Consider the following 19,280-nt stretch of genomic DNA (forward strand, 5'->3'; position numbering starts at 1 on the left):
GGTGATCACGGCAAGTCTGTAGAGCTATATCCATCACTGCTCGATATCAGTCCCAGCGACGAAGGAGTCTCTCAATGGAATCGATTCTAGGAATGCCTCTGCCAGTTGAAGATCCGATTTTGATCTTTGGCATTTGTATGGTGGTAATTTTGGCCACGCCGCTAATGTTTGAGCGGTTCAAACTACCGGGTCTGATTGGCCCAATTGTGGCTGGGGTAGTGCTAGGTAGCAGTGTGCTCAATGTCCTAGAGCGCGGCCAAGCCATTGAGCTATTGGGCAATGTAGGATTGCTCTACATCATGTTTTTGTCGGGGCTAGAGATCAACATGTCTCAGTTTCGTAAAAACCGCGATCGCAGCTTTGTTTTTGGCGTCATTACCTTCACCATTCCCCAGTTTGCCGGGATGTTGATCTTTCACTACCTGCTGGGTTTTGATTGGATTGCGGCAATTTTGATTGCCAGTATGTTTGCCTCCCATACCCTGGTGCCCTACCCGATCATCAGCCGCCTGGGGATTATGAAAAACGACGCGGTGGTGACCACCGTGGGCGGTACCATTCTCACCGACACGGTAGCCCTGCTGGTGCTAGTGGTGGTAGCCCGTGCCTTTGAGGGCGAGCTGACCACCATGTTTTGGGTCTCGTTGGCGTTGGCCATGGCGATCTATGTCGCTGCGGTACTCTATCTGCTGCCGCCCTTGGCCCGCTGGTTTTTTCGCAATGTGGAGGATGGTGGCAAGAGCGAGTTTGTGTTTGTGCTGGCGGTGGTGTTTATTGGCGCTTACCTGGCCCGTGCGGTGGGCACCGAAGCAATTTTAGGGGCGTTCTTGGTGGGGCTTACCCTTAACCGGTTGATTCCTGAACGCAGTCGGTTAATGACCCGCATTCAGTTCTTTGGCGAAGCGTTTATCATTCCGTTCTTTTTGATTTTCATTGGCCTGCTGGTGGATGTGTCGGTACTGTTTAGCAGTCTCACCGCCTGGATTGTCATGATCTCAATGCTGTCCACCAACGTGATCACCAAGTTTATCGCCGCCGGGGTGACGCGGCGGATTTACAACTACACTCCCGCCGAGGGCTGGGTGATGTTTGGGCTCTCCACCTGTGAGGCCGCCGCCACCCTGGCTGCCACCCTGGTGGGCTACGAGCTGGGCATCATCGGCGACGATGTGCTCAATGGCGTGGTGCTGATGATCTTTGCCACCTGCATTCTCGGCCCCTCGGTGGTCGATCGCTTTGGTCGCCAGGTGGCCCGCCAGCAAGACGATCAGCAGTACGAACCGCGCCAGGCCCCCCAGCGCATTCTGGTGCCCCTGGCCAACCCCTCCACCAGCGAGGCTCTGGTGAATATTGCCGCTCTGCTGCGCGACAACAAATCTGAAGAGACCATCTACCCTCTGACGGTAATTGCTGAGGAAACCGAGGCGGAAGACACCGAGAGCAGCGTCGCCGCCGCCGAGCGTCTGCTGGCCCACGCGGTGGTGCATGCTGTCGAGCTAGATTTGCCTGTGAACCCGGTAACTCGGGTGGCCCGCAACCCCGCCTCGGGCGTGGTGGAAGCCGCCATGGAGCGTCGCATTAGCGACATTGTGATCGGCTGGAACGGTACCCGATCGGCCCAGCAGCGGATTTTTGGCTCAGTGATTGACCAGACGCTAGAGCAGGCCCCTCAGCAGGTGTGGGTGTGCAGGCTCAACCACCCGGTCAACACCTTTCAGCGAATGGTGGTGGTGCTGCCGCCGGTGATTGACCACAATCCGGGGTTTTACGAGGGGGTGCGATCGCTCAAGCACCTGGCCTACCAACTGGGGGCCTCGCTACAAATACTGGTGGTTCAGGACGGGGCCGAACCCTACCGCCAGCACTTTAACGATGTGCCCATTGACGTCACTGCCGGGTTTATGGAGGTGGCCAACTGGGATGATGTCCGCTCTACCCTAAAAGAGGCTGCCAAGGATCAAGATTTGATCGTGCTGATGAGCGCCCGCGAGGGTACTGTGGCCTACGAGCGCGCCCTAGAGCACCTGCCCCAGATGTTAGCCGACTTGCAGCTCAGCTTTTTGGTGCTCTACCCCTCCGAAAAAGATGCCCAGTACTTTGGCGCAGCTCAGCCGTTAACCCTGGGTAATCTGCTCTCCCGGGAGCGGGTGTTGCTCGATCTCACCACTACCTCCTACGAAGAAACCGTCGATGCCCTGCTCAGTACCGTGATTGATCGCGATGACCCGCGCCACCGCAACGTACTCAAGGCCTTGGCCTTTGATGATGTGGGCTACGCCAGCGAGGTGCTGCCGGGGGTAATTATCTCCCACGCTCGGGTGCCCAAGCTGAAGGGCACACGCCTGTGCCTGGGGGTGCATCGTCGGGGCATGCAGCGGGCTGACCAGCCGATTCATGTGGTGGTGCTGTTGCTGACCCCGGCCCAGGGCACTACCCAAGACCACCTGGCCCAGCTGGCTTCTGTGGCCCAGTACTTTAGCCAGGGCGATGTGCGAGAAAAGCTGATGGCCTGCTCCACGGTTGATCAGCTTCAGGGTTGGTTAGAGCCCGTGATCTAGGGGCTGGGGTGACCGGTTTCTAAAGAGACTCCACGACTAGCTCTAGATAGCCGGTTTGGGGATCGCTCTGGCGGTCGAGGCGCAGGTGGGGTAGATCGGCGATCGCAATCTCCGCCGTTGTGCGAATCAGGCACCCTGGCATAATATGACCGCCGTAAACCCGCCCCTGGGCATCGGCTACGGCCCCATGCAGGTGCATGCCGTGGCGCGACAGCGTACCGCTGAGGGCAATCAACTCCAGCGGTCTGTCGATTACTGTGGCTTCGCTCACCGCCGCAAAGCGGAGGGAGGCCTGGGTAAAGCTGCCTAGGCCTGTTAGCACGATCCCCGCTTCAAGCGCCTGAGCTTGGGCAAAGGTTTGCAGGGCTTGCTTGAGGTCTTCACCAGGGGTGAGGCGGAGGCAGTAGGTTTGCATGGGGGAGGGGATGACTAAAGGGATGAATGAGTGATACCAAATCCGAATGGTATAACCCCGATTCCCAAAGGGCCAAACCGTAGGGGCGCATGCCATGCGCCCTGCTAAACCGGGGATACCCAAACAGGATTCAGTATGAGAGTAACGCCATCAACACACTAAACCCGAGCTAGGCCGACGCTTCATCCCCAGGGGCTGGCTGAGCTTGAAAGGCTGGGCACATGCCTTCGGGGCTGACCTGAAGCCCGTAGAGGGGGGAATCGGTGCTACGGCAGCGCCCCTCTCGCTGATAGCGGCAGGTTTGACAGCTGGGAGTTTGCCAAGGGGTATCGCTGTTGGCAACCGTACGCAGCAGGTCGCGTTGGGTGAGACCTTTGATCACGAGATCATTGCCTTGCCAGCGGGCTTGGATCAGGCCGGTATCGGCTAAGGCCGTCCAGCGAGGGTCGGTAGTGAGATCTTCGGGCAACAGCAGCAGTACGCTGTCGTCAACCTGGGTAATTTCGCCCTCAAAGACAGGGTCAGGGGCAGCAGGCTGAATGAAGCGATCGCCGATCGGAAACTCCACCTCGTTACCGACAGAGGGCAGGTGCAGCTGGTAACGGGTTTGCAATTCTTCTAACCCGGCCAGGTCGGCCAGGTGGGCGGGCTTTCCGTGGATAAAGGCCACGTGCTGGGGTCTGAGGTTGTGAATTAGCTGGGTGGTGCCGACGCGATCGCTGTGGGTCGTGAGCTGGTAGGTGTCAAGCTGTACTCGCTCGGTCTCTAGCTCAGGGCCGAGGCTTTGTAACCAGCCCAGAGTTGGGTCCGCGTTCGTACTGGGGGTGCCCAATACGGTATCGGCCAGGTTGCCTGCAAAAGAATCGGGGAGTAGCACCGTCCAGGGTAGAGAGGAGGTGCGGCAGTGCTCGCTGAGATCGGCTTCGCGATGGGCAATCAGAATGCAGGGGCGTTCACGATGGGTCTCTGCCGAAGACTCGTCCTCGGCAGAGACACCGTCCCCCAGTCGCCGCACCCGAGGCAGAATGCGTTCGTCCCAGAAGAGGGGTTGATGCCGGGCAAAGTTTTGGACGCTGCTCGGAAACTCAGTCATGAGTTCGAGATACAAATCGCAGCCCGCCGCTACGGTTTCATCTACCCGAACGGTCAGATCTTGGCCGGTAAACTGGTAGTGACTGCGCAACAACATCACTAGTTCTTGACCAATGCCCAGGGTGGGAGTAGGCAACAGCACCGATCGCCCCTGCTGCACCAGATGGTGGAGGGTGCTGGCAAGCAAATTTTCCTGCTGCCGCCGATGGGGATGGCGGGCAGTGCCAGCGCTGCCTTCAATGATCAATACGTCGGGTTTCAAGCCCCGTAGTGCCTCTAGGGGGAGACCGTCTACCAGGCGCGAGTTCGACATGAAAAAATCACCCGTGAAAAACACGGTATAGGGCCGTTGGGGGCCGTGGTAGGTAAAGAGCGCACAGGCGGCCCCCGGCAAGTGCCCAGCGGGCCAAATCTGCACCGTTAGATCGTCAGCCAGGCTAATTGGGGTCTGCCAGGGTAAGGCTTGGCACAGGTGGGGGGGCACCTCTGCCCCTGGCCAGTTGAGGGGCAAAAGCTGGGCTGTGACTTCGCTGCCGTAGATCGGCACCTGGGGAAAGGCTTGGCTAAAGGACCACACTCCCCGGGCGTGGTCGCTATGGGCATGGCTGCAAAACAGCAGGTCGGCGGTAGCAATGCGATCGCGGGCGCGTTCTAAGGCCGCCAGATCGCGCAGGCCGCAGTCGAGCACAATGCGCCGTGGCCCCATGCGCAACTCAAGGCACAGACCTTCTTGGCCATGACCGGCACCAAACGGAAAGCAGACCAGATTACTCACGGGATGGCGAACTAGCGGCAGCGGCAATGTCTAAGGCCGATCAACAGGGCCAACAGGCTGAGCTAACCTCAGTGAGCCGAACCGTTGCCGTGGTAGTCGTCGCTGTCGTAAAAGCCGTTCTTGGTGCCAAAGAATAGGGTGGCTACCACAAACAATCCGGTGAGCACAGCCAGTACGAGTTTGATATCCATAGGAGCAATCGGAATAATAAAAGAATGTTAACGGAGCGTTAGCTGTGAGTCATCTTAGCAAGCCTGCCCCGGAGGACACTATAAAGCTTTGTAATCAGCCAACACCTATTGGCCCGGCCTGGCTGGGGCGATCGTCTTTAGAAGTTGCCCCGGATTTGCTGGGCTGTCGTCTAGTGCGGCGCTGGGCCGATGGCCGTCAGCTCAGCGCCACCATTGTCGAAATCGAAGCCTATACCGAGGGCGACCCGGCCTGCCATGCCTACCGGCGCGAAACCCCGCGCAATCGGGTAATGTTTGGCCCCCCCGGCTATAGCTACGTGTATCTGATCTACGGCATTTACCACTGTTTTAACGTGGTGACCGATCGCGATCGCACCCCCAGCGCCGTCCTCATCCGTGCTGTAGAACTCGATACCGTTCCCCCCTGGCTGGTGGGCTACCGAGCGGAGAAAACCACTCGCTGGGGCGCTGGCCCCGGCAAACTCTGTTTACTGATGGGCATTGATCGCACCCTTACCGACCAACCCCTCAACCCCGACGCTGGCCTCTGGCTAGAGCCTCGAGATTCTACCTGGCAACAGCGGGTGACCGCCGGGGAAGTCGCCTTCACCCAAACCACTCGCATTGGCCTCACCCAGGGGGCTGATCTGCCCTGGCGCTGGTATGTCACTGGGTCAAAGGCGGTATCAAAGCGTTAGACGCTGGCCTGGGAGACACCGTCAAGCTAGGGCGATATGGGAATCGTGATCACCCCGCCACCCGCGCTACCCGCGCTACCCGCGCGATCGACTAGGCGCTCTAGGGCGTCAGCCTGGCGCTCTAACTGCTGGGTTTGCTTATGCATCTCTTCTATCTGCCGAGTTTGCGACAGGGCTCTACTGGTGTCGGGAGTAAAAAACTCGCAGCCTGACAGTAACAGGCTGCACAACAACGCCAAAGTTAGCAAAATACGCATCGGTTTAAATCCCCTTAAATCACTTGGCTAAGGCACCTAGTCAAGCCCATGGGAGAGCCAGAAACCACTGCATTTGGCGCTGAGTCGAGAGTTACAGGCAGTGTGCTAGACAATCTGGGCGCTAGAGACTCTGGGCCAATGGGGCGAGTCCCCTCTTTAGGTTGGGGTTGCCAAAGCCGAACTGAAATCTATCCTGGGGGCAGTCCTGACCTGGGGCCTAGCCTAGGGTCAGCTTAGGCGGTGGGGTTAAGGGCAGGAGGGGCTTCAGCCACCGTAGGGTGGGCACTGCCCACCATTAAGAAGAACGTTTTCCAGCAGTCGCCTACGGTTGAGGACCTGTGGCCTCAGCGAGGATCTTTTGGTAGGTCAGATGGGTTTTTTTGACGCTAAATCCTGCGGATTCGTACAGCCCCATGGCCTGGTTGGGGTTTTGGCTATCGACTCCCAGCAGCGCTGTCTCCATCCCCGCCCGATGCAGCTGGTGCAGTCCTTGCAGCAGCATGGCCCGTGCCAGGCCCTGACGGCGATAGCCCCGCCGGGTACCCAGAATGTTAATCCACCCTTCTTTGCGGTTTGTTAGGGTGTTTTCTTCATGGTCAATGGCACCGCCGCAGAACCCGGCCAGGGTGCAGTCGGGGGCCACAACCACCCAGTCAAATTCGGGCTGGTAGGTGGGATAGGTGAGGCGAAACTGGCGACGGTCCAGAGTCATCGGCGTAAAGTGCCAATGATCGACAAAGCTTTCGTTGAACATTTCTACCCAGGCGGCGGCCTCATTGGCATGGGTAGGGCGCGAGGTGAACCCGCTTGGTAACCGTGGTTGAGGGATAGGGTCGGCCAGCGATCGCGCCATCGTGTGAAATTGGCGAATCATTTCGTAGCCCGCTGTCTCGTAGATGGCCCGGTAGTAGGGCGCGTCGGCTCTGGCTCCGGCGCAGAGTTGGGCGGGGCGCTGGGCAGCTTGGGCCTGCTCTCGCACCTGCTGCTCGGCCCAGCTCAACAGTTCGGCTTCTAGATGAGCGCCGCGCCAGTCGGGGTGAACCAAGATCCCCACCCGGCTTTCTAAAACATCGGTGGGTGCATCAGTGAGGTTGTCTAGCCACAGGGCTACCAGGCCCACTAGCTCACCCTTGGGGGTTTCCCAGAGCTGGCGCTGGTGGGTGCCGCCGGGGGGCGGGTGGTCAAGGCGGCGCTGCAAGTTAGCCAGGGTGGTGGTGTGGCCGAACTGGTCAACCTGCTCGCAGATGTCGTAAAAGGCGGCGATCGCGGGTAAATCAGCGTGGCCAATGCTGGGGCGCGACTGCGTTGAGGTCAACAGTTGGTCGGTCATCACTGCAAGAAAAGTGGGGGCTGAGAACGGCTACATCTGGGGAACGGTCAATTCCGGATATCGGCTCTCCTTAACCAAGTCTTACGATTTACCCCCTAAGTTATAGGGAGATTTATCCTGCTGTGTTAGCTAGAGATTTATCCTGGGGTTGCGCCTGGTTGACCTTGAAGCAGATTTGACCTACAGATTTTGACCCTATGAGTATTCAAACTATTTCCACCCAGCCCTATAACGACCAAAAACCCGGCACCTCGGGTTTGAGAAAAAAAGTTAAAACCTTTCAGCAGCCGAACTATCTGCAAAATTTTATTCAGGCCACTTTTGATAGCTTAGAGGGCTATCAAAACCAGACCTTGGTGGTGGGCGGCGATGGTCGCTACTACAACCGCGAGGCGATTCAGATCATTCTCAAAATGGCGGCGGCCAACGGCTTTGGTCGGGTGCTGGTAGGTCAGGGGGGCATTCTCTCGACCCCGGCGGCCTCCTGCGTGATCCGCAAAAACAACGCCTTTGGCGGCATCATTCTCTCGGCCAGCCACAACCCCGGCGGCCCCGACGAAGACTTTGGCATCAAGTACAACACTGGCAACGGCGGCCCCGCTCCGGAGAGTGTGACCGACGCCATTTATCAGCACAGCCAGACCATCACCGAGTACAAAATTCTCGAAACCGCCGATATTGACCTTGATCAGGTGGCCACCCACAGTCTGGGCACCACCACCGTCGAGGTGATCGACTCGGTGGGCGACTACGGGGCGCTGATGGAAACCCTGTTTGACTTTGGCCAGATCAAGCAGCTGCTCTCGGGCGGCAACTTTCGGGTCTGTATGGATTCGCTGCACGCGGTCACCGGCCCCTACGCTAAAGCTCTGTTTGAGGGCCGGCTGAATGCTCCGGCGGGCACCGTGGTGAATGGCGAACCCCTAGAAGACTTTGGCGGCGGCCACCCCGACCCCAACCTGGTCTACGCCCACGACCTAGTGGAGGTGATGTTTGGCGACAATGCCCCCGACTTTGGCGCGGCGTCGGATGGAGACGGCGATCGCAACATGATCCTCGGCAATAATTTCTTTGTCACCCCCAGCGACAGCCTAGCGATTCTGGCCGCCAACGCCACCCTGGTACCGGGCTACCGCGACGGCCTAGCGGGGATTGCCCGCTCAATGCCCACCAGCCAGGCCCCCGATCGCGTCGCCGAAAAGCTCGGCATTGACTGCTACGAGACCCCCACCGGCTGGAAGTTCTTTGGCAACCTGCTAGATGCGGGCAAGGCCACCCTCTGCGGCGAGGAGAGCTTTGGCACCGGCTCCAACCACATCCGTGAGAAAGACGGGCTCTGGGCGGTGCTGTTCTGGCTGAATATTCTCGCTGTCAAGGGGCAGTCGGTTGAAGAAATCGTCAAAGAGCACTGGGGCACCTACGGGCGCAACTACTACTCGCGCCACGACTACGAGGGGGTGGAGAGCGATCGCGCCAATACGCTAATCGATAACCTGCGCGGTGCCCTGGGCACCATGCCCGGCCAAACCTTTGGCGCTTTTACCGTCGATTACGCCGACGACTTTGCCTACACCGACCCGGTAGACGGCAGCGTGGCCAAAAACCAGGGCGTGCGGATTGGCTTTACCGATGGCTCGCGCATTGTCTTTCGCCTGTCGGGCACTGGCACCTCTGGGGCCACCCTGCGGTTGTATGTGGAGCGCTATGAGCCTGACCCCGCCAAGCACAACCAAGATACCCAGGAAGCCCTGGCCGACCTGATTTCCCTGGCCGACGAGATCGCCCAGATCAAAACCCTCACCGGGCGCGATCGGCCCACGGTGATCACCTAGGCATTCAGACCTCGGAGGTTTTCAAAACCTCCGAGGTCTAAGCTTCTGATTAGTCTACTGGCCGATCGCGCCGGAGCAGGCTAAACACCTCCCCCTGCTCTGGGGTAATCAAAATCCCCGGTTCTGGAATGGTGATCAACTGGCTCCAGGTGGCCTGGTCGGCGTAGCGCAGCACATGCAGCAGGTTGATGGTGGCCCGCACCCCTTCGGGTGAGCCAATTACCAGATGGCGCAATCGCTCGCGCCCCGGCTGGGGGCTGGGATTTGCTAGGCGCAGGGGATTCAGATCCCCGAGTTCTTCAAGAACTCGGGGATCTTGGCGGGTAAAACACAACATGGTTGAGGGATTCCTTTTTTTGAGGGTGGGTAAGGAATCCCAAAAACTTAGCCGCCCCAGACTGGTGCAGTTCGGGGCGGCCTGGGCAATAATAGCCCTAGCCTCCGAGACAGCTCGTACCTGTCGAAGGGGTTAGCCGCTGGTTGGTGTTGGACGCACCTTCCAGTGGCGTTTGACTAAATTTTTGGGAAGCACAGCTGCACGCACACAGCCATCCAGCAAAAATACCCCATCCTTTAGCCGAGCGCAAGTTAAAAATGCTACAGGTTTGAGGGCATTTGATCGGGTGATGACATCACTCAGTGAATGGGTATCACTCACGAATGGCGCGCCGACAGGAGCACCGTAGGCAGCATTCCCACGCAGAGCGTAGGGACGATGGGAAGGGCGCTGGGTGCCTCGACGGCGAACCTAGCCTCACGGCTGGCGAAGCTGGGTTCACTGTTCACGAACTTAGCTTCGCTCGTCAGGGAGCTGGTCTCGCTCCTACCAAGTTGGCTTCGCCGCTGACGAGGCTGGGTTCGCTATTCACGAACCTGGGTTCGCGAATAGGGTGGCTGACTTCGTACCTGGCGGAATCATTTGCAAGCTGGCCCAAACGTCCCTGGTTGGTGGGGTGCTGCGTATGTTCTCTGGCCCGTGCCAGAGTGGTCGAATATGATGGACGAAATAAAGTCGCCATCAACATCATGTTTAGAAAGCAGCCCCCGCCCGAGCCGTCTAAATCTGGCCAACCCGACCAGTCGCAAAGCCTCAGCAACGTGACCCTAACTGGGGGCATGGTGCAGATGGGGCAGGCGGGGCGCGACCAACAGCAAAACCAAACAGGCGACCTGCAAACCCAGCAGCAGGGTATTACTGGCACAGAAGTGGTGACGTTGCTAGAGCAGCTAGAAACAGCGGTTAAAGGGGCAGCCATTAGCCCAGCCCTACAAGAAGAATTGCTCGACTATTTGCGCCCGGCAAAGCGGGAAGCCGCAAAAGAAAAACCTAGTAAAGAGCTGGTGGGGCAAAACCTGAAACAGGTGAGCGAAACCATCAAAACCTTGGAAGAAACTACCGAAGCTGGGAAAAGCCTGTGGCAAACAAGCGCAGAAATCTTTAGAACGGTTGCGCCTTGGGTTGGGGTGGCGGCGGCATTTTTTGGTGCTTGACCCAAAGATTTGGGTTAAATGCAGGGATGGCGTGCCGGATAAACCTTAATAATGACATTGCAAGAGCAGAGCATCGGCGACAGCCAAATTGAAGATAGCCAAGTTCAGCTCACTCAGGCTGAGGGGGATGCGGTTAGCTTTCAAAATAGCCACGATAATCGGGTCACGATCAACAACACAATCTTGCGGTTGTTTGGTCAGCCTGTTGCCCCTGAGGTGGATTGGGATTGGGCAACGCGGCTGTTGGAGCAAAAACAGCTCCCAGACATTCGCAAACGGTTGACCGATACTCTGGGCAGAGAGCGCCAGCTGATGGCAGTGGCGCTGCAAGAGCAGTTGGGCTGGGTGGGGCGATCGCCGTTAGAAAGTGAACGAACTTTACAGGTACAAGGAAAAGACCAGGGCAGTCTCGACCCCGGCCAGCTGCTGATTGAAACTTTTGGGCGAGACGACATTGCTGGCAAGCTGCTGATTTTGGGCACCCCAGGGGCAGGCAAAACCACGGCCCTGCTGAGCTTGGCTGAGCAGCTGGTCTGTGGCGCACTGGCCAAACCAAAAACGGTGATCCCCGTTCTGTTTGAACTCTCTACCTGGCGCAAAGACAATCAGAGCATTCGCGATTGGCTGATTGAGCAGCTGTATGAACAGCACAACGGCAACCGCAGAGCCAAACTCTACGAGCAGTGGCTCGATCAGCAGGTGTTGCTGCCCCTGCTGGATGGTTTAGATGAGCTAGGGTTTGAGCGCCAGCAAAAATGCACTCAAAAGCTAAACGAGTTTGCGCGGCAGTACCCGAAGCTGGTGGTCTGTTGTCGGGTGAAGGAATTTGCCCAGGCCAGTATTAAGCTCAAAGAACTAAGGGGGGCCGTCTGTTTGAAACCCTTATCGGATGAGCAAATTCAGGCCTATCTGGAGACACGACGGTCGCCGCTGTGGTCGGTGATTAAGTCTAGTCCTACGCTGCAAACCTTCTTGAAGCCTACAGCTGAGGGTGATCCGGGGCTGCTGCGAATTCCGCTGTTTGTCACCCTGGCGGCCAGCGCCTACAATCCCCAGCATCCGTTTCGCACCAAAGCAGACTTGCTGAATCAATACGTTGATCGCCAGTTATCACCAGAAGTGCGAGAGAGCGATCGCCGCAGCAACCTCAAAAAACGCGATTGGGCCTACACAACGCCAGAGCTAGAGCCAAACTGGCGACAAATCGAGCGCACGCTGAGTTGGCTGGCAGGGCAGCTTCAACAAACCAATACGGTAGATATTCTGATTGAGCAGATTCAGCCAAGTTGGTTAGAGTCAAAGGAAGCCCGACGGCAATATCGGCTGGTTGTCTGGCTGATTGTTGGGCTAATTAACGGGCTGCTTAGTGGATTAATTATTGGGCCAATTGGCAAGTTAATTAGCGGGCCAATGATTGGGTTAATTGCAGGGCTAATTGGTGGGCTAGTTATTGGGTTATTTAGTAACCTGATTGGTGGAATGGTTTTAGGACTAATTACCGGGCTGAGTGATATTAAACCTGTTGAAGCCTTTAAAGTTTCGATGACGTACGAAGTACAACAAAAAGTCTTTAAATTTTTGAGGTGGTCGTTGATATTTGGAATAGTTGGTGGGTTGATGTTTGGGCTTATCGTTGGGCTAATTAGTGGGCTTGTATTCGAACTAATGTTTGGACTGATTGGCGGGTTGATGTTTGGACTGATTGGCGGACTAATTGTTGGACTGATTGATGGGCTGCTTTTTGGGCTGATTGGCGGACTAATTGTTGGACTGATTTACGGGCTGAAGCAAGATTTGCAACTACAATTGCGTTCAAACCAAGGCATTTGGAATTCGCTTCAAAGCTTTTTGTGGACAACTCTTTTAAGTTACCCGTTGGTAGTTGTCCTAGTCTTTGGCATCCTGGGACCGTTTGTCATAGTGTCCCAGAGCATTACTGAGGGAGAGATCATCGGAGCGATCGTGAACTCTGCTTGGGAGGTGTTTCCCAAGTTTTTAGTGCCAAGTATCTTTGGCGCACTACTGTTTGGATTTGTATCGGGTGGTGGGAAAGCCTGTGTTCAGCATGTGTGCCTGCGGTTTGTGTTCTGGCAGAGCGGTGTTGCCCCCTGGCACCTGGCCCAGTTCCTCAACTACTGTGTCGAGCGTCGGCTGCTGCAACGGGTCGGCGGTCGCCATCGCTTCTTGCACCGCGAGATCCTAGACCACTTCGCCCAACTCCAACCACCCAACTCTCCCCCCGCGTAGGCAGGGTAAAGGCACTCCGTAGGGGTAAACAGCGTTTGCAAAAACAGACCTCCGAGGTTTTGAAAACCTCGGAGGTCTAGGCTAGAGGCTACTCATCCAACATGAGGGCTTTCAGGTTCGTGGCAAAATCTTGGGTCATGGCCGGAAGATGCCGATCATCGGGCTTCAGAAACGCTTGATATGCGGCTTCAGATGTCAACTGCTGCCGGACAACCTCCCGCTTCGGTAAGGTGCCCGATCGCAGCCCCGCATAGTCCAGATAGCTAGAAAACTCCCAATCCTGGGGATAGGCTACCAGCCCAGCTTTCACCGGATTCAGGTGAATATATCGGGTCAGATGATACAGATACTCGTCACTATCCACCGCAATCGCCTGAAACTGGCCCTGAAACACAACCCCCACCCGGTTGTAGCGTCGGTTCATCGCTTTGGTGTAGGCCACCGATAACCGCATCATCGCCCCAGACACGGCATTGGTTTTACACTGCACCAGCAAATGATAGTGATTCGGCATCAGGCAATAGGCCACCACATCCAGCGCCTGCTCAATTAAATAGCGGCGGATCAACCGCAAAAAGTGCAGATAGTTTTCTCGCTCAAAGAAGATGAGGTTGCGATCGTTGCCGCGATTGTAAAGATGGTAGTAATGCCCTGGCTGGAACGGGAGATCTCGACGCGGCATAGAGCATGACCGGATGCACCATTCCCTTAGCGTTCCCAGCCAGACCTCCGAGGTTTTCAAAACCTCGGAGGTCTGGCTGGGAGAACCTTAAACCTTTCCTAGCCTAAACTGCTTCATAACCTTGCACCATTACAGTGGTGGAAACTAGAAACCGCAGATGTAGGACATCGACCCCTTCTGCCCCTGTTCAGGAAATCCCTATGTGCAGTCCCAGGCAGGGCTAGTAAATGAGTCGGTGGGTAAGGGCGTCAGCAAGACAGCCATCCTACCGACCCTACCGACCGCACCCACCTCACCCCCCACCCACCTATCCAACCTGTCTACCCCTCTACTCCCCCATGCCCCTCCACCTTTACCTGCTGCGCCACGGCGAAACTGAATCGAGCCAGACCGGCACCTACTGCGGCTTTTCGGATGTAAACCTGACTGCTGAAGGTCAGGCCATGGCCCAAGCCTTTGCCGACAAGTATCAACATCTCCCCTGGCAAGCGGTCTATGCCAGCCCCCTGAAGCGCACCATGGCCACCGCCACCCCCTTTTGTGAGGCCACGGGCCACACCATGCAGCTGCGGGACGGCCTTAAGGAAATGTACTTCGGTGAGTGGGAGGGTAAAACCCACGACGAGGTGTATCAACAGTACGGCGATGACTACCTGAGATGGCTAGCTGAGCCGGCCTGGAATCCGCCCACGGGTGGCGAGACGGGAGTGCAGGTGGCCAGCCGCGCTGCACTGGTGGTGGCTGAGATCGAGGCCAACCATACCGAGGGCAATGTGCTGATTGTGTCCCACAAGACGACGACTCGGCTGATTCTCTGCAATCTTTTGGGCATTGACGGTGGTCGGTACCGCGATCGCATCGATCTGCCCGTAGCCTCGGTCAGCATCGTGCGCTTCGACAAGTATGGCCCCATGCTGGTCAAACACGGCGATCGCTCCCACCTGCCGGAGGAGTTAGACGCGAGGCCAGGAACCTAGCAGAATTTTGAGGTAGCTAATGAAGATCTTCGTGCTCAACGCTGGGTCGAGTAGCCACAAAAGCTGCCTGTTTGACCTTAGCCAGGGGAATGCCATAGGCCAGATCAACCGCCCCCTCTGGCAGGCGGCCTTAGACTGGACCCACGCTGAGGGCAGCGTAGAACTGACCGCCTCTAAATCTGGAGGAGAGGCGGTCACGCAGGTGCTGCCTCTGACTGACAAGGCTGAGGGGCTACAGGCGCTGGTGCAGACGCTGGTGCAAGGGCCAACCAAAGTTCTCGACGATCTTTCAGAGATTGTGGCGGTGGGGCATCGAGTGGTGCACGGCGGTCGCGACTATCAACAGCCGGTGGTGATAGATGCTGGGGTAAAAGAGACGATTCGCCAGTTGATCTCCCTAGCACCGGCCCATAACCTGGCCAATCTGCAAGGCATTGAGGCGATGGAGCACCTTTTGGGCGAGGTGCCCCAGGTGGCGGTGTTTGATACCGCTTTTCACGCGTCCATGCCCGAGGCGGCGGCCACCTACCCCGGCCCCTACGATTGGGTTGAGCAGGGTATTCGCCGCTATGGGTTCCACGGCATTAGCCATCAATACGTGGCCCAGCGAGCCGCACAGATGCTAGGCCAAAACCTAGAAGATCTAAAAATGCTTACCTGCCACCTGGGCAATGGCTGCTCGCTGGCGGCGGTCAAGGGTGGCATCAGCGTTGATACGACGATGGGGTTTACGCCGCTGGATGGGCTGATGATGGGCAGTCGCTCGGGCAGCGTGGACCCCGGTATTTTGATCTATCTGATGCGCCAGGAGGGCTGTGGGGTTGACCACCTCGACCACCTGTTGAACAAAACCTCTGGTCTAAAGGGTCTGTCTGGGCTGTCTAACGATCTGCGGGTCGTGGTAGAGGCGATGGAGCAAGGCAATACCCAGGCGCAGCTAGCCGTGGATGTGTTTATTCACCGACTGCGCCGGGAAATGGGCAGTATGATCGCCAGTTTAGGTGGGCTGGATGCGGTGGTATTTACGGCGGGCATTGGTGAGAATAGCCCCCTGGTGTGGCAGCGGGCCTGTGAGGGGTTTGATTTTTTGGGGCTAAAACTTAAGGATGACCTGGAGAGAGCCAAGGACGATCAAGATATTGCGGCGGCAGATTCGCGGGTGCGGGTGCTGGTGATTCATACCCAGGAGGAGGGGGCGATCGCCCAGGCCTGCCATGCGCTTTTGCAATAGCTGTTATGGCCATATTCATCTGGGTTAGAACATTTAGGAACGTTCGAACGTTTGAACGTTTTTAGGAAAAATGTCTCAACCAGACCAGCGACAGCTACGCACAAGCCAGTGTCTAAGCCGTCTAAGGACAGGTGACGTGGTTAGGGGTTGGAGTTGTGGTTACGACTGTTGGCTAGCACCGACTGATAGACCTGGTAAGCGCGATCGCTAAAGCAGACAAACCTGACCTGCTCAAGGGTCGAGGCCTGATCTAGAGTGGCTTTGACGGTTGCGATCGCAATCTGAGCCGCCCGCTCTAGCGGAAAGCCATAGACGCCAGTACTAATGGCCGGAAACGCCAGGGTGCGAAGGCCATACTCCTGGGCTAGGGCTAGGCTGTTGCGGTAACAGTCGGCCAATAGCTCATCTTCGTGGTGGTGCCCCCCGTGCCACACTGGCCCCACCGTGTGGATCACCCACTGGGCCGCTAGGTTATAACCACGAGTAATTTTGGCCTGCCCAGTCTGGCAGCCGCCCAACTGACGGCACTCGGCCAACAGTTCTGGCCCCGCAGCCTGATGGATGGCCCCATCGACCCCGCCACCACCTAGCAACGACTCATTGGCCGCATTTGCGATCGCATCGACCCCCTGACTTGTAATATCGCCCTGCAGCACAAGCATCTGGCCCCACACATCAGGAATAGACATAGGCGAAGTCTCCTAACTGGCACAGGCTTAATCCTGAATTTAATAGTGATAAACCCAGGCTATCCTTTAAATTAGAACATTCTTCACCAGCTTGCTGCGCGACTCTGAAAGCAAGCTGATTTATCTCCTTTTCGAAGTAAAACTATAACCATTGATTGATAGCAACTCCTGAATTAGTTGCTTAATATCCTACTGATGGCTAGCGCCAGATCTAGCTGTCAATACAGATATAAAAAAGCAGTTTATGTTTATTCCACCCGGTTTTGCCAGTCGCTCCATTACAACCCAATATGGCCGTATGGTTTACTACACCCCCCACAGCGAACCCTGGGAAAATCTAAGTGAACCAAAAGAGAAAGAAACGTTGGTATTTCTCCACGGTTTCGGGGGTGGTTCTTCGGCCTATGAATGGTCTAAGGTTTATCCTGCCTTTGCCGCAGACTATCGAGTTTTAGCCCCCGATCTAATTGGCTGGGGTCGCTCCGATCACCCAGTGCGAGACTATCGGGTAGACGACTACATTGCCATCATCACCGAATTTATGGAGCAGACCTGTAGCGGGCCGACTACGGTCATTGCCTCGGCGCTGACCGCTGCCTTTACGGTGCGTGCAGCCATTAACCGACCTGAGTTATTCAAATCATTGATCGTCACGACCCTGGCTGGGTTAGCAGAGTTTGGCCAAGACTATCGCCGCAGTGGGTTCGCCCAATTTGCTCAGTTTGTCAGTTTGCCGATTCTGAGTCAGCTGCTCTACAACACTGGCGTGGCCAATAACGTTGGCATTCGCAGCTTTTTAGAACAGCGGCAGTTTGCTCAGCCAGAGCGAATTTATCCAGAAATTGTTGAAGCGTACTTGCAGTCGGCCCAGCAAGACAATGCTGAGTATGCGGCCCTGGCCTTTGTGCGAGGCGACCTGTGTTTTGATCTGTCGCAGTATATCAGTCACCTTACGGTGCCGACGGCGATAATTTGGGGCAAGGGCTCTGAGTTTACTGGCCCAGAAATTGGCCGTCAATTAATGGCGATCAATCCCCAGGCAATTCGAATTTTCTATCAGTTCGACGATGTGGGCTTTACCCCTCAGTTAGAGCTGCCTGGAGTCACTATTGGTTTGATTCGCAAGTTTTTGCCCCAGCTTGATACCAGTGCTACAGCCCCAGATTCAGCGGTAACCGCCTTGCCTGCTTGATAGACGAGGCCCAATAGTCTGTCGGTGTTAGCTTTGGTACGTTAAGCGGAGCGATGACACATCCTATAGATCATCCAGAACGCCTACTCAGCCTTGCACAGTTGACCAGCGCCTAAAACTCTGGATCTATTGCTCCTGCATCAGGCGTAGGTAATTTTGCTTGAGTTGAATGTGGCTTTCGCTCATGCGATCCGACAAATTCTTCTCAACCTCAGAGAGCTGCTCCCAAAATAAAGAAGATCGCTGGGAGGCAATGTACGCCTTCCAGAGCTGCGCCATTAGGTCAGCGGCCACAGGGCTTTCGGTTTCGAGTTCCCCCAGCATTGCTTGAAACTCTTGGTGGGCGGCAGGATGCTGCTGCACCTCTTTGGCTAGAGTTAGGGCAGTCTGCAAGCGGTTTGACAGGTCGGGGGAAAGGCTCATGACGATAATTTTGCGATTTCTATGTTACAAACCTAAACAATTTAATGGCTGTCGGCAAGGAAAGCCTCACCATTGGCCCATTTCTGGCTACTGCGACGGGCAGAGATTAGGGTAGATTCGTAAAGGGCTGTGCCTTGTTGGCTCTGCGCCACCCCCATTCCATTAGCCGCATATTCCCTTCGACCTATGGCCAAACAGCGCATTCTTTCAGGCATTCAGCCAACGGGCAACCTGCACCTAGGCAACTATCTGGGGGCGATTCGCAACTGGGTTGACCTACAAGAAGAATATGACGCCTTTCTCTTTATGGCCGACCTGCACGCGATTACTGTGCCCCATGATCCCACTCGGCTAGCTGAAGACACCTATAAGGTGGCGGCCACCTACATTGCCTGTGGCATTGACCCTGAGAAGGCGACGATCTTTGTGCAGTCCCATGTGTCGGCCCATGCTGAGTTGGCCTGGCTGTTTAACTGCATCACGCCGCTCAACTGGTTAGAGCGGATGATTCAGTTCAAAGAAAAGGCGATTAAGCAGGGAGAAAACGTCAGCATTGGCCTGCTCGATTACCCGGTGCTGCAATCGGCAGATATTTTGCTCTACGAACCCGATCTGGTGCCCGTGGGCGAAGACCAAAAGCAGCACCTGGAGCTAACTCGCGACATTGCTGCCCGACTCAACTTTCAGTTTGGCAGCGAAGAGCACCCGGTGCTAAAAGTTCCCGAGCCGATGATCCGCGCCGAAGGGGCCAGGGTGATGAGTCTGACCGACGGCACTAAAAAAATGTCGAAGTCAGACCCCTCTGACCAAAGCCGCATCGACCTCACCGATCCGCCGGAGGTGATTCTCAAAAAGGTTAAGCGGGCTAAGACTGACCCCGAGCGGGGGCTGTGGTTTGACGACCCGGCCCGCCCCGAGTGCAATAACCTGCTGACCCTCTATACCGTGCTGTCGGGGCAGACTAAAGCGGCAGTGGCGGCAGAGTGTAAGGAGATGGGCTGGGGTCAGTTTAAGCCCCTGCTGGCCGAGACGGCGGTGGCGGCTCTGGCTCCGATTCAGGCTCGTTATGCCGAGCTGATGGGCGATCGCGGCTACCTAGAGAGCATTCTTAAAGCCGGTGGTGAAAAGGCTCGCGCTAGGGCCAATCAAACCCTAGATCGGGTGAAAACAGCCCTGGGCTACTCTAAGCCGCTGTAGCCA

Annotated in this window: 18 protein-coding genes; 9 read left to right on the forward strand and 9 right to left on the reverse strand. The window is 56.5% G+C overall.

Going from position 1 to position 19,280, the window contains the following annotated elements:
- The first annotated feature begins 74 nt into the window (after positions 1–74).
- Positions 75–2,558, forward strand: a complete 2,484-nt coding sequence (locus RRF56_RS21890) for a cation:proton antiporter (RefSeq protein ID WP_317035268.1) — start codon at positions 75–77, stop codon at positions 2,556–2,558.
- Positions 2,559–2,577: 19 nt separating this feature from the next.
- Here the strand turns inward: RRF56_RS21890 and RRF56_RS21895 are convergent, their stop codons facing one another.
- The 3 genes from RRF56_RS21895 to RRF56_RS21905 all read right to left on the reverse strand — a co-directional run bounded on the left by RRF56_RS21895 (position 2,578) and on the right by RRF56_RS21905 (position 5,031).
- Complete coding sequence (locus RRF56_RS21895; RefSeq protein WP_317035269.1) at positions 2,578–2,973, reverse strand: DNA-binding protein; 396 nt, start codon at positions 2,971–2,973, stop codon at positions 2,578–2,580.
- Between the two features lie 169 nt (positions 2,974–3,142).
- Entirely contained in the window at positions 3,143–4,771 is a 1,629-nt protein-coding gene (locus RRF56_RS21900) for an MBL fold metallo-hydrolase (protein WP_410510670.1), read from the reverse strand.
- 137 nt (positions 4,772–4,908) lie between these two features.
- A complete protein-coding gene (locus tag RRF56_RS21905; protein WP_317035271.1) occupies positions 4,909–5,031 on the reverse strand; it encodes a hypothetical protein in 123 nt (40 codons plus the stop codon).
- Positions 5,032–5,138: 107 nt separating this feature from the next.
- Between RRF56_RS21905 and RRF56_RS21910 the strand changes: the two genes are divergently transcribed.
- Positions 5,139–5,729 (forward strand): DNA-3-methyladenine glycosylase, encoded by a 591-nt coding sequence (locus RRF56_RS21910; RefSeq protein WP_410510671.1) that lies wholly within the window; start codon positions 5,139–5,141, stop codon positions 5,727–5,729.
- A 26-nt stretch (positions 5,730–5,755) separates the two neighbouring features.
- Here the strand turns inward: RRF56_RS21910 and RRF56_RS21915 are convergent, their stop codons facing one another.
- Entirely contained in the window at positions 5,756–5,986 is a 231-nt protein-coding gene (locus RRF56_RS21915; RefSeq protein ID WP_317035273.1) for a hypothetical protein, read from the reverse strand.
- A 322-nt stretch (positions 5,987–6,308) separates the two neighbouring features.
- A complete protein-coding gene (locus tag RRF56_RS21920; protein WP_317035274.1) occupies positions 6,309–7,316 on the reverse strand; it encodes a GNAT family N-acetyltransferase in 1,008 nt (335 codons plus the stop codon).
- 197 nt (positions 7,317–7,513) lie between these two features.
- On the opposite strand from RRF56_RS21920, the gene RRF56_RS21925 reads away from it, so the two are divergent.
- Positions 7,514–9,148 carry an alpha-D-glucose phosphate-specific phosphoglucomutase gene (locus RRF56_RS21925; protein WP_317035275.1) on the forward strand — a complete coding sequence of 545 codons (1,635 nt, stop codon included), beginning with the start codon at positions 7,514–7,516 and terminating at the stop codon, positions 9,146–9,148.
- Positions 9,149–9,197: 49 nt separating this feature from the next.
- Here the strand turns inward: RRF56_RS21925 and RRF56_RS21930 are convergent, their stop codons facing one another.
- Positions 9,198–9,485, reverse strand: a complete 288-nt coding sequence (locus tag RRF56_RS21930; protein ID WP_317035276.1) for a hypothetical protein — start codon at positions 9,483–9,485, stop codon at positions 9,198–9,200.
- A 647-nt stretch (positions 9,486–10,132) separates the two neighbouring features.
- On the opposite strand from RRF56_RS21930, the gene RRF56_RS21935 reads away from it, so the two are divergent.
- Both RRF56_RS21935 and RRF56_RS21940 read left to right on the forward strand, forming a co-directional pair.
- The gene (locus RRF56_RS21935) at positions 10,133–10,639 is read left to right on the forward strand and encodes a hypothetical protein (protein ID WP_317035277.1); all 507 of its coding nucleotides are present in this window, start codon (positions 10,133–10,135) and stop codon (positions 10,637–10,639) included.
- Positions 10,640–10,690: 51 nt separating this feature from the next.
- Positions 10,691–12,886 (forward strand): NACHT domain-containing protein, encoded by a 2,196-nt coding sequence (locus tag RRF56_RS21940; RefSeq protein ID WP_317035278.1) that lies wholly within the window; start codon positions 10,691–10,693, stop codon positions 12,884–12,886.
- Positions 12,887–12,974: 88 nt separating this feature from the next.
- On the opposite strand, the gene RRF56_RS21945 is transcribed toward RRF56_RS21940, so the two are convergent.
- A complete protein-coding gene (locus tag RRF56_RS21945; RefSeq protein WP_317035279.1) occupies positions 12,975–13,568 on the reverse strand; it encodes a transposase in 594 nt (197 codons plus the stop codon).
- A 338-nt stretch (positions 13,569–13,906) separates the two neighbouring features.
- Between RRF56_RS21945 and RRF56_RS21950 the strand changes: the two genes are divergently transcribed.
- Both RRF56_RS21950 and RRF56_RS21955 read left to right on the forward strand, forming a co-directional pair.
- On the forward strand, positions 13,907–14,545 hold the full coding sequence (locus tag RRF56_RS21950) for a histidine phosphatase family protein (RefSeq protein ID WP_317035280.1): 639 nt from the start codon (positions 13,907–13,909) through the stop codon (positions 14,543–14,545).
- Positions 14,546–14,564: 19 nt separating this feature from the next.
- Positions 14,565–15,776 carry an acetate kinase gene (locus RRF56_RS21955; RefSeq protein WP_317035281.1) on the forward strand — a complete coding sequence of 404 codons (1,212 nt, stop codon included), beginning with the start codon at positions 14,565–14,567 and terminating at the stop codon, positions 15,774–15,776.
- A 140-nt stretch (positions 15,777–15,916) separates the two neighbouring features.
- Here RRF56_RS21955 and RRF56_RS21960 read toward each other — a convergent pair whose 3' ends face one another.
- Complete coding sequence (locus RRF56_RS21960; RefSeq protein WP_317035282.1) at positions 15,917–16,465, reverse strand: O-acetyl-ADP-ribose deacetylase; 549 nt, start codon at positions 16,463–16,465, stop codon at positions 15,917–15,919.
- Positions 16,466–16,709: 244 nt separating this feature from the next.
- Between RRF56_RS21960 and RRF56_RS21965 the strand changes: the two genes are divergently transcribed.
- On the forward strand, positions 16,710–17,657 hold the full coding sequence (locus tag RRF56_RS21965; RefSeq protein WP_317035283.1) for an alpha/beta hydrolase: 948 nt from the start codon (positions 16,710–16,712) through the stop codon (positions 17,655–17,657).
- Between the two features lie 126 nt (positions 17,658–17,783).
- Here RRF56_RS21965 and RRF56_RS21970 read toward each other — a convergent pair whose 3' ends face one another.
- The gene (locus RRF56_RS21970) at positions 17,784–18,080 is read right to left on the reverse strand and encodes a hypothetical protein (RefSeq protein ID WP_317035284.1); all 297 of its coding nucleotides are present in this window, start codon (positions 18,078–18,080) and stop codon (positions 17,784–17,786) included.
- A 186-nt stretch (positions 18,081–18,266) separates the two neighbouring features.
- On the opposite strand from RRF56_RS21970, the gene trpS reads away from it, so the two are divergent.
- Entirely contained in the window at positions 18,267–19,277 is a 1,011-nt protein-coding gene (gene trpS, locus RRF56_RS21975; protein WP_317035285.1) for a tryptophan--tRNA ligase, read from the forward strand.
- Positions 19,278–19,280 lie beyond the last annotated feature (3 nt).

This window comes from Nodosilinea sp. E11 (assembly GCF_032813545.1).
Classification (GTDB): Bacteria; Cyanobacteriota; Cyanobacteriia; order Phormidesmidales; family Phormidesmidaceae; genus Nodosilinea.

Bases quoted from the DNA above. Each gene is read 5' to 3' on its own strand.
- RRF56_RS21890 (WP_317035268.1), top strand. From the start codon at position 75: ATGGAATCGATTCTAGGAATGCCTCTGCCAGTTGAAGATCCGATTTTG.
- RRF56_RS21895 (WP_317035269.1), bottom strand. From the start codon at position 2,973: ATGCAAACCTACTGCCTCCGCCTCACCCCTGGTGAAGACCTCAAGCAA.
- RRF56_RS21900 (WP_410510670.1), bottom strand. From the start codon at position 4,771: ATGGGGCCACGGCGCATTGTGCTCGACTGCGGCCTGCGCGATCTGGCG.
- RRF56_RS21905 (WP_317035271.1), bottom strand. From the start codon at position 5,031: ATGGATATCAAACTCGTACTGGCTGTGCTCACCGGATTGTTTGTGGTA.
- RRF56_RS21915 (WP_317035273.1), bottom strand. From the start codon at position 5,986: ATGCGTATTTTGCTAACTTTGGCGTTGTTGTGCAGCCTGTTACTGTCA.
- RRF56_RS21920 (WP_317035274.1), bottom strand. From the start codon at position 7,316: ATGACCGACCAACTGTTGACCTCAACGCAGTCGCGCCCCAGCATTGGC.
- RRF56_RS21925 (WP_317035275.1), top strand. From the start codon at position 7,514: ATGAGTATTCAAACTATTTCCACCCAGCCCTATAACGACCAAAAACCC.
- RRF56_RS21930 (WP_317035276.1), bottom strand. From the start codon at position 9,485: ATGTTGTGTTTTACCCGCCAAGATCCCCGAGTTCTTGAAGAACTCGGG.
- RRF56_RS21940 (WP_317035278.1), top strand. From the start codon at position 10,691: ATGACATTGCAAGAGCAGAGCATCGGCGACAGCCAAATTGAAGATAGC.
- RRF56_RS21945 (WP_317035279.1), bottom strand. From the start codon at position 13,568: ATGCCGCGTCGAGATCTCCCGTTCCAGCCAGGGCATTACTACCATCTT.
- RRF56_RS21950 (WP_317035280.1), top strand. From the start codon at position 13,907: ATGCCCCTCCACCTTTACCTGCTGCGCCACGGCGAAACTGAATCGAGC.
- RRF56_RS21955 (WP_317035281.1), top strand. From the start codon at position 14,565: ATGAAGATCTTCGTGCTCAACGCTGGGTCGAGTAGCCACAAAAGCTGC.
- RRF56_RS21960 (WP_317035282.1), bottom strand. From the start codon at position 16,465: ATGTCTATTCCTGATGTGTGGGGCCAGATGCTTGTGCTGCAGGGCGAT.
- RRF56_RS21965 (WP_317035283.1), top strand. From the start codon at position 16,710: ATGTTTATTCCACCCGGTTTTGCCAGTCGCTCCATTACAACCCAATAT.
- RRF56_RS21970 (WP_317035284.1), bottom strand. From the start codon at position 18,080: ATGAGCCTTTCCCCCGACCTGTCAAACCGCTTGCAGACTGCCCTAACT.
- trpS (WP_317035285.1), top strand. From the start codon at position 18,267: ATGGCCAAACAGCGCATTCTTTCAGGCATTCAGCCAACGGGCAACCTG.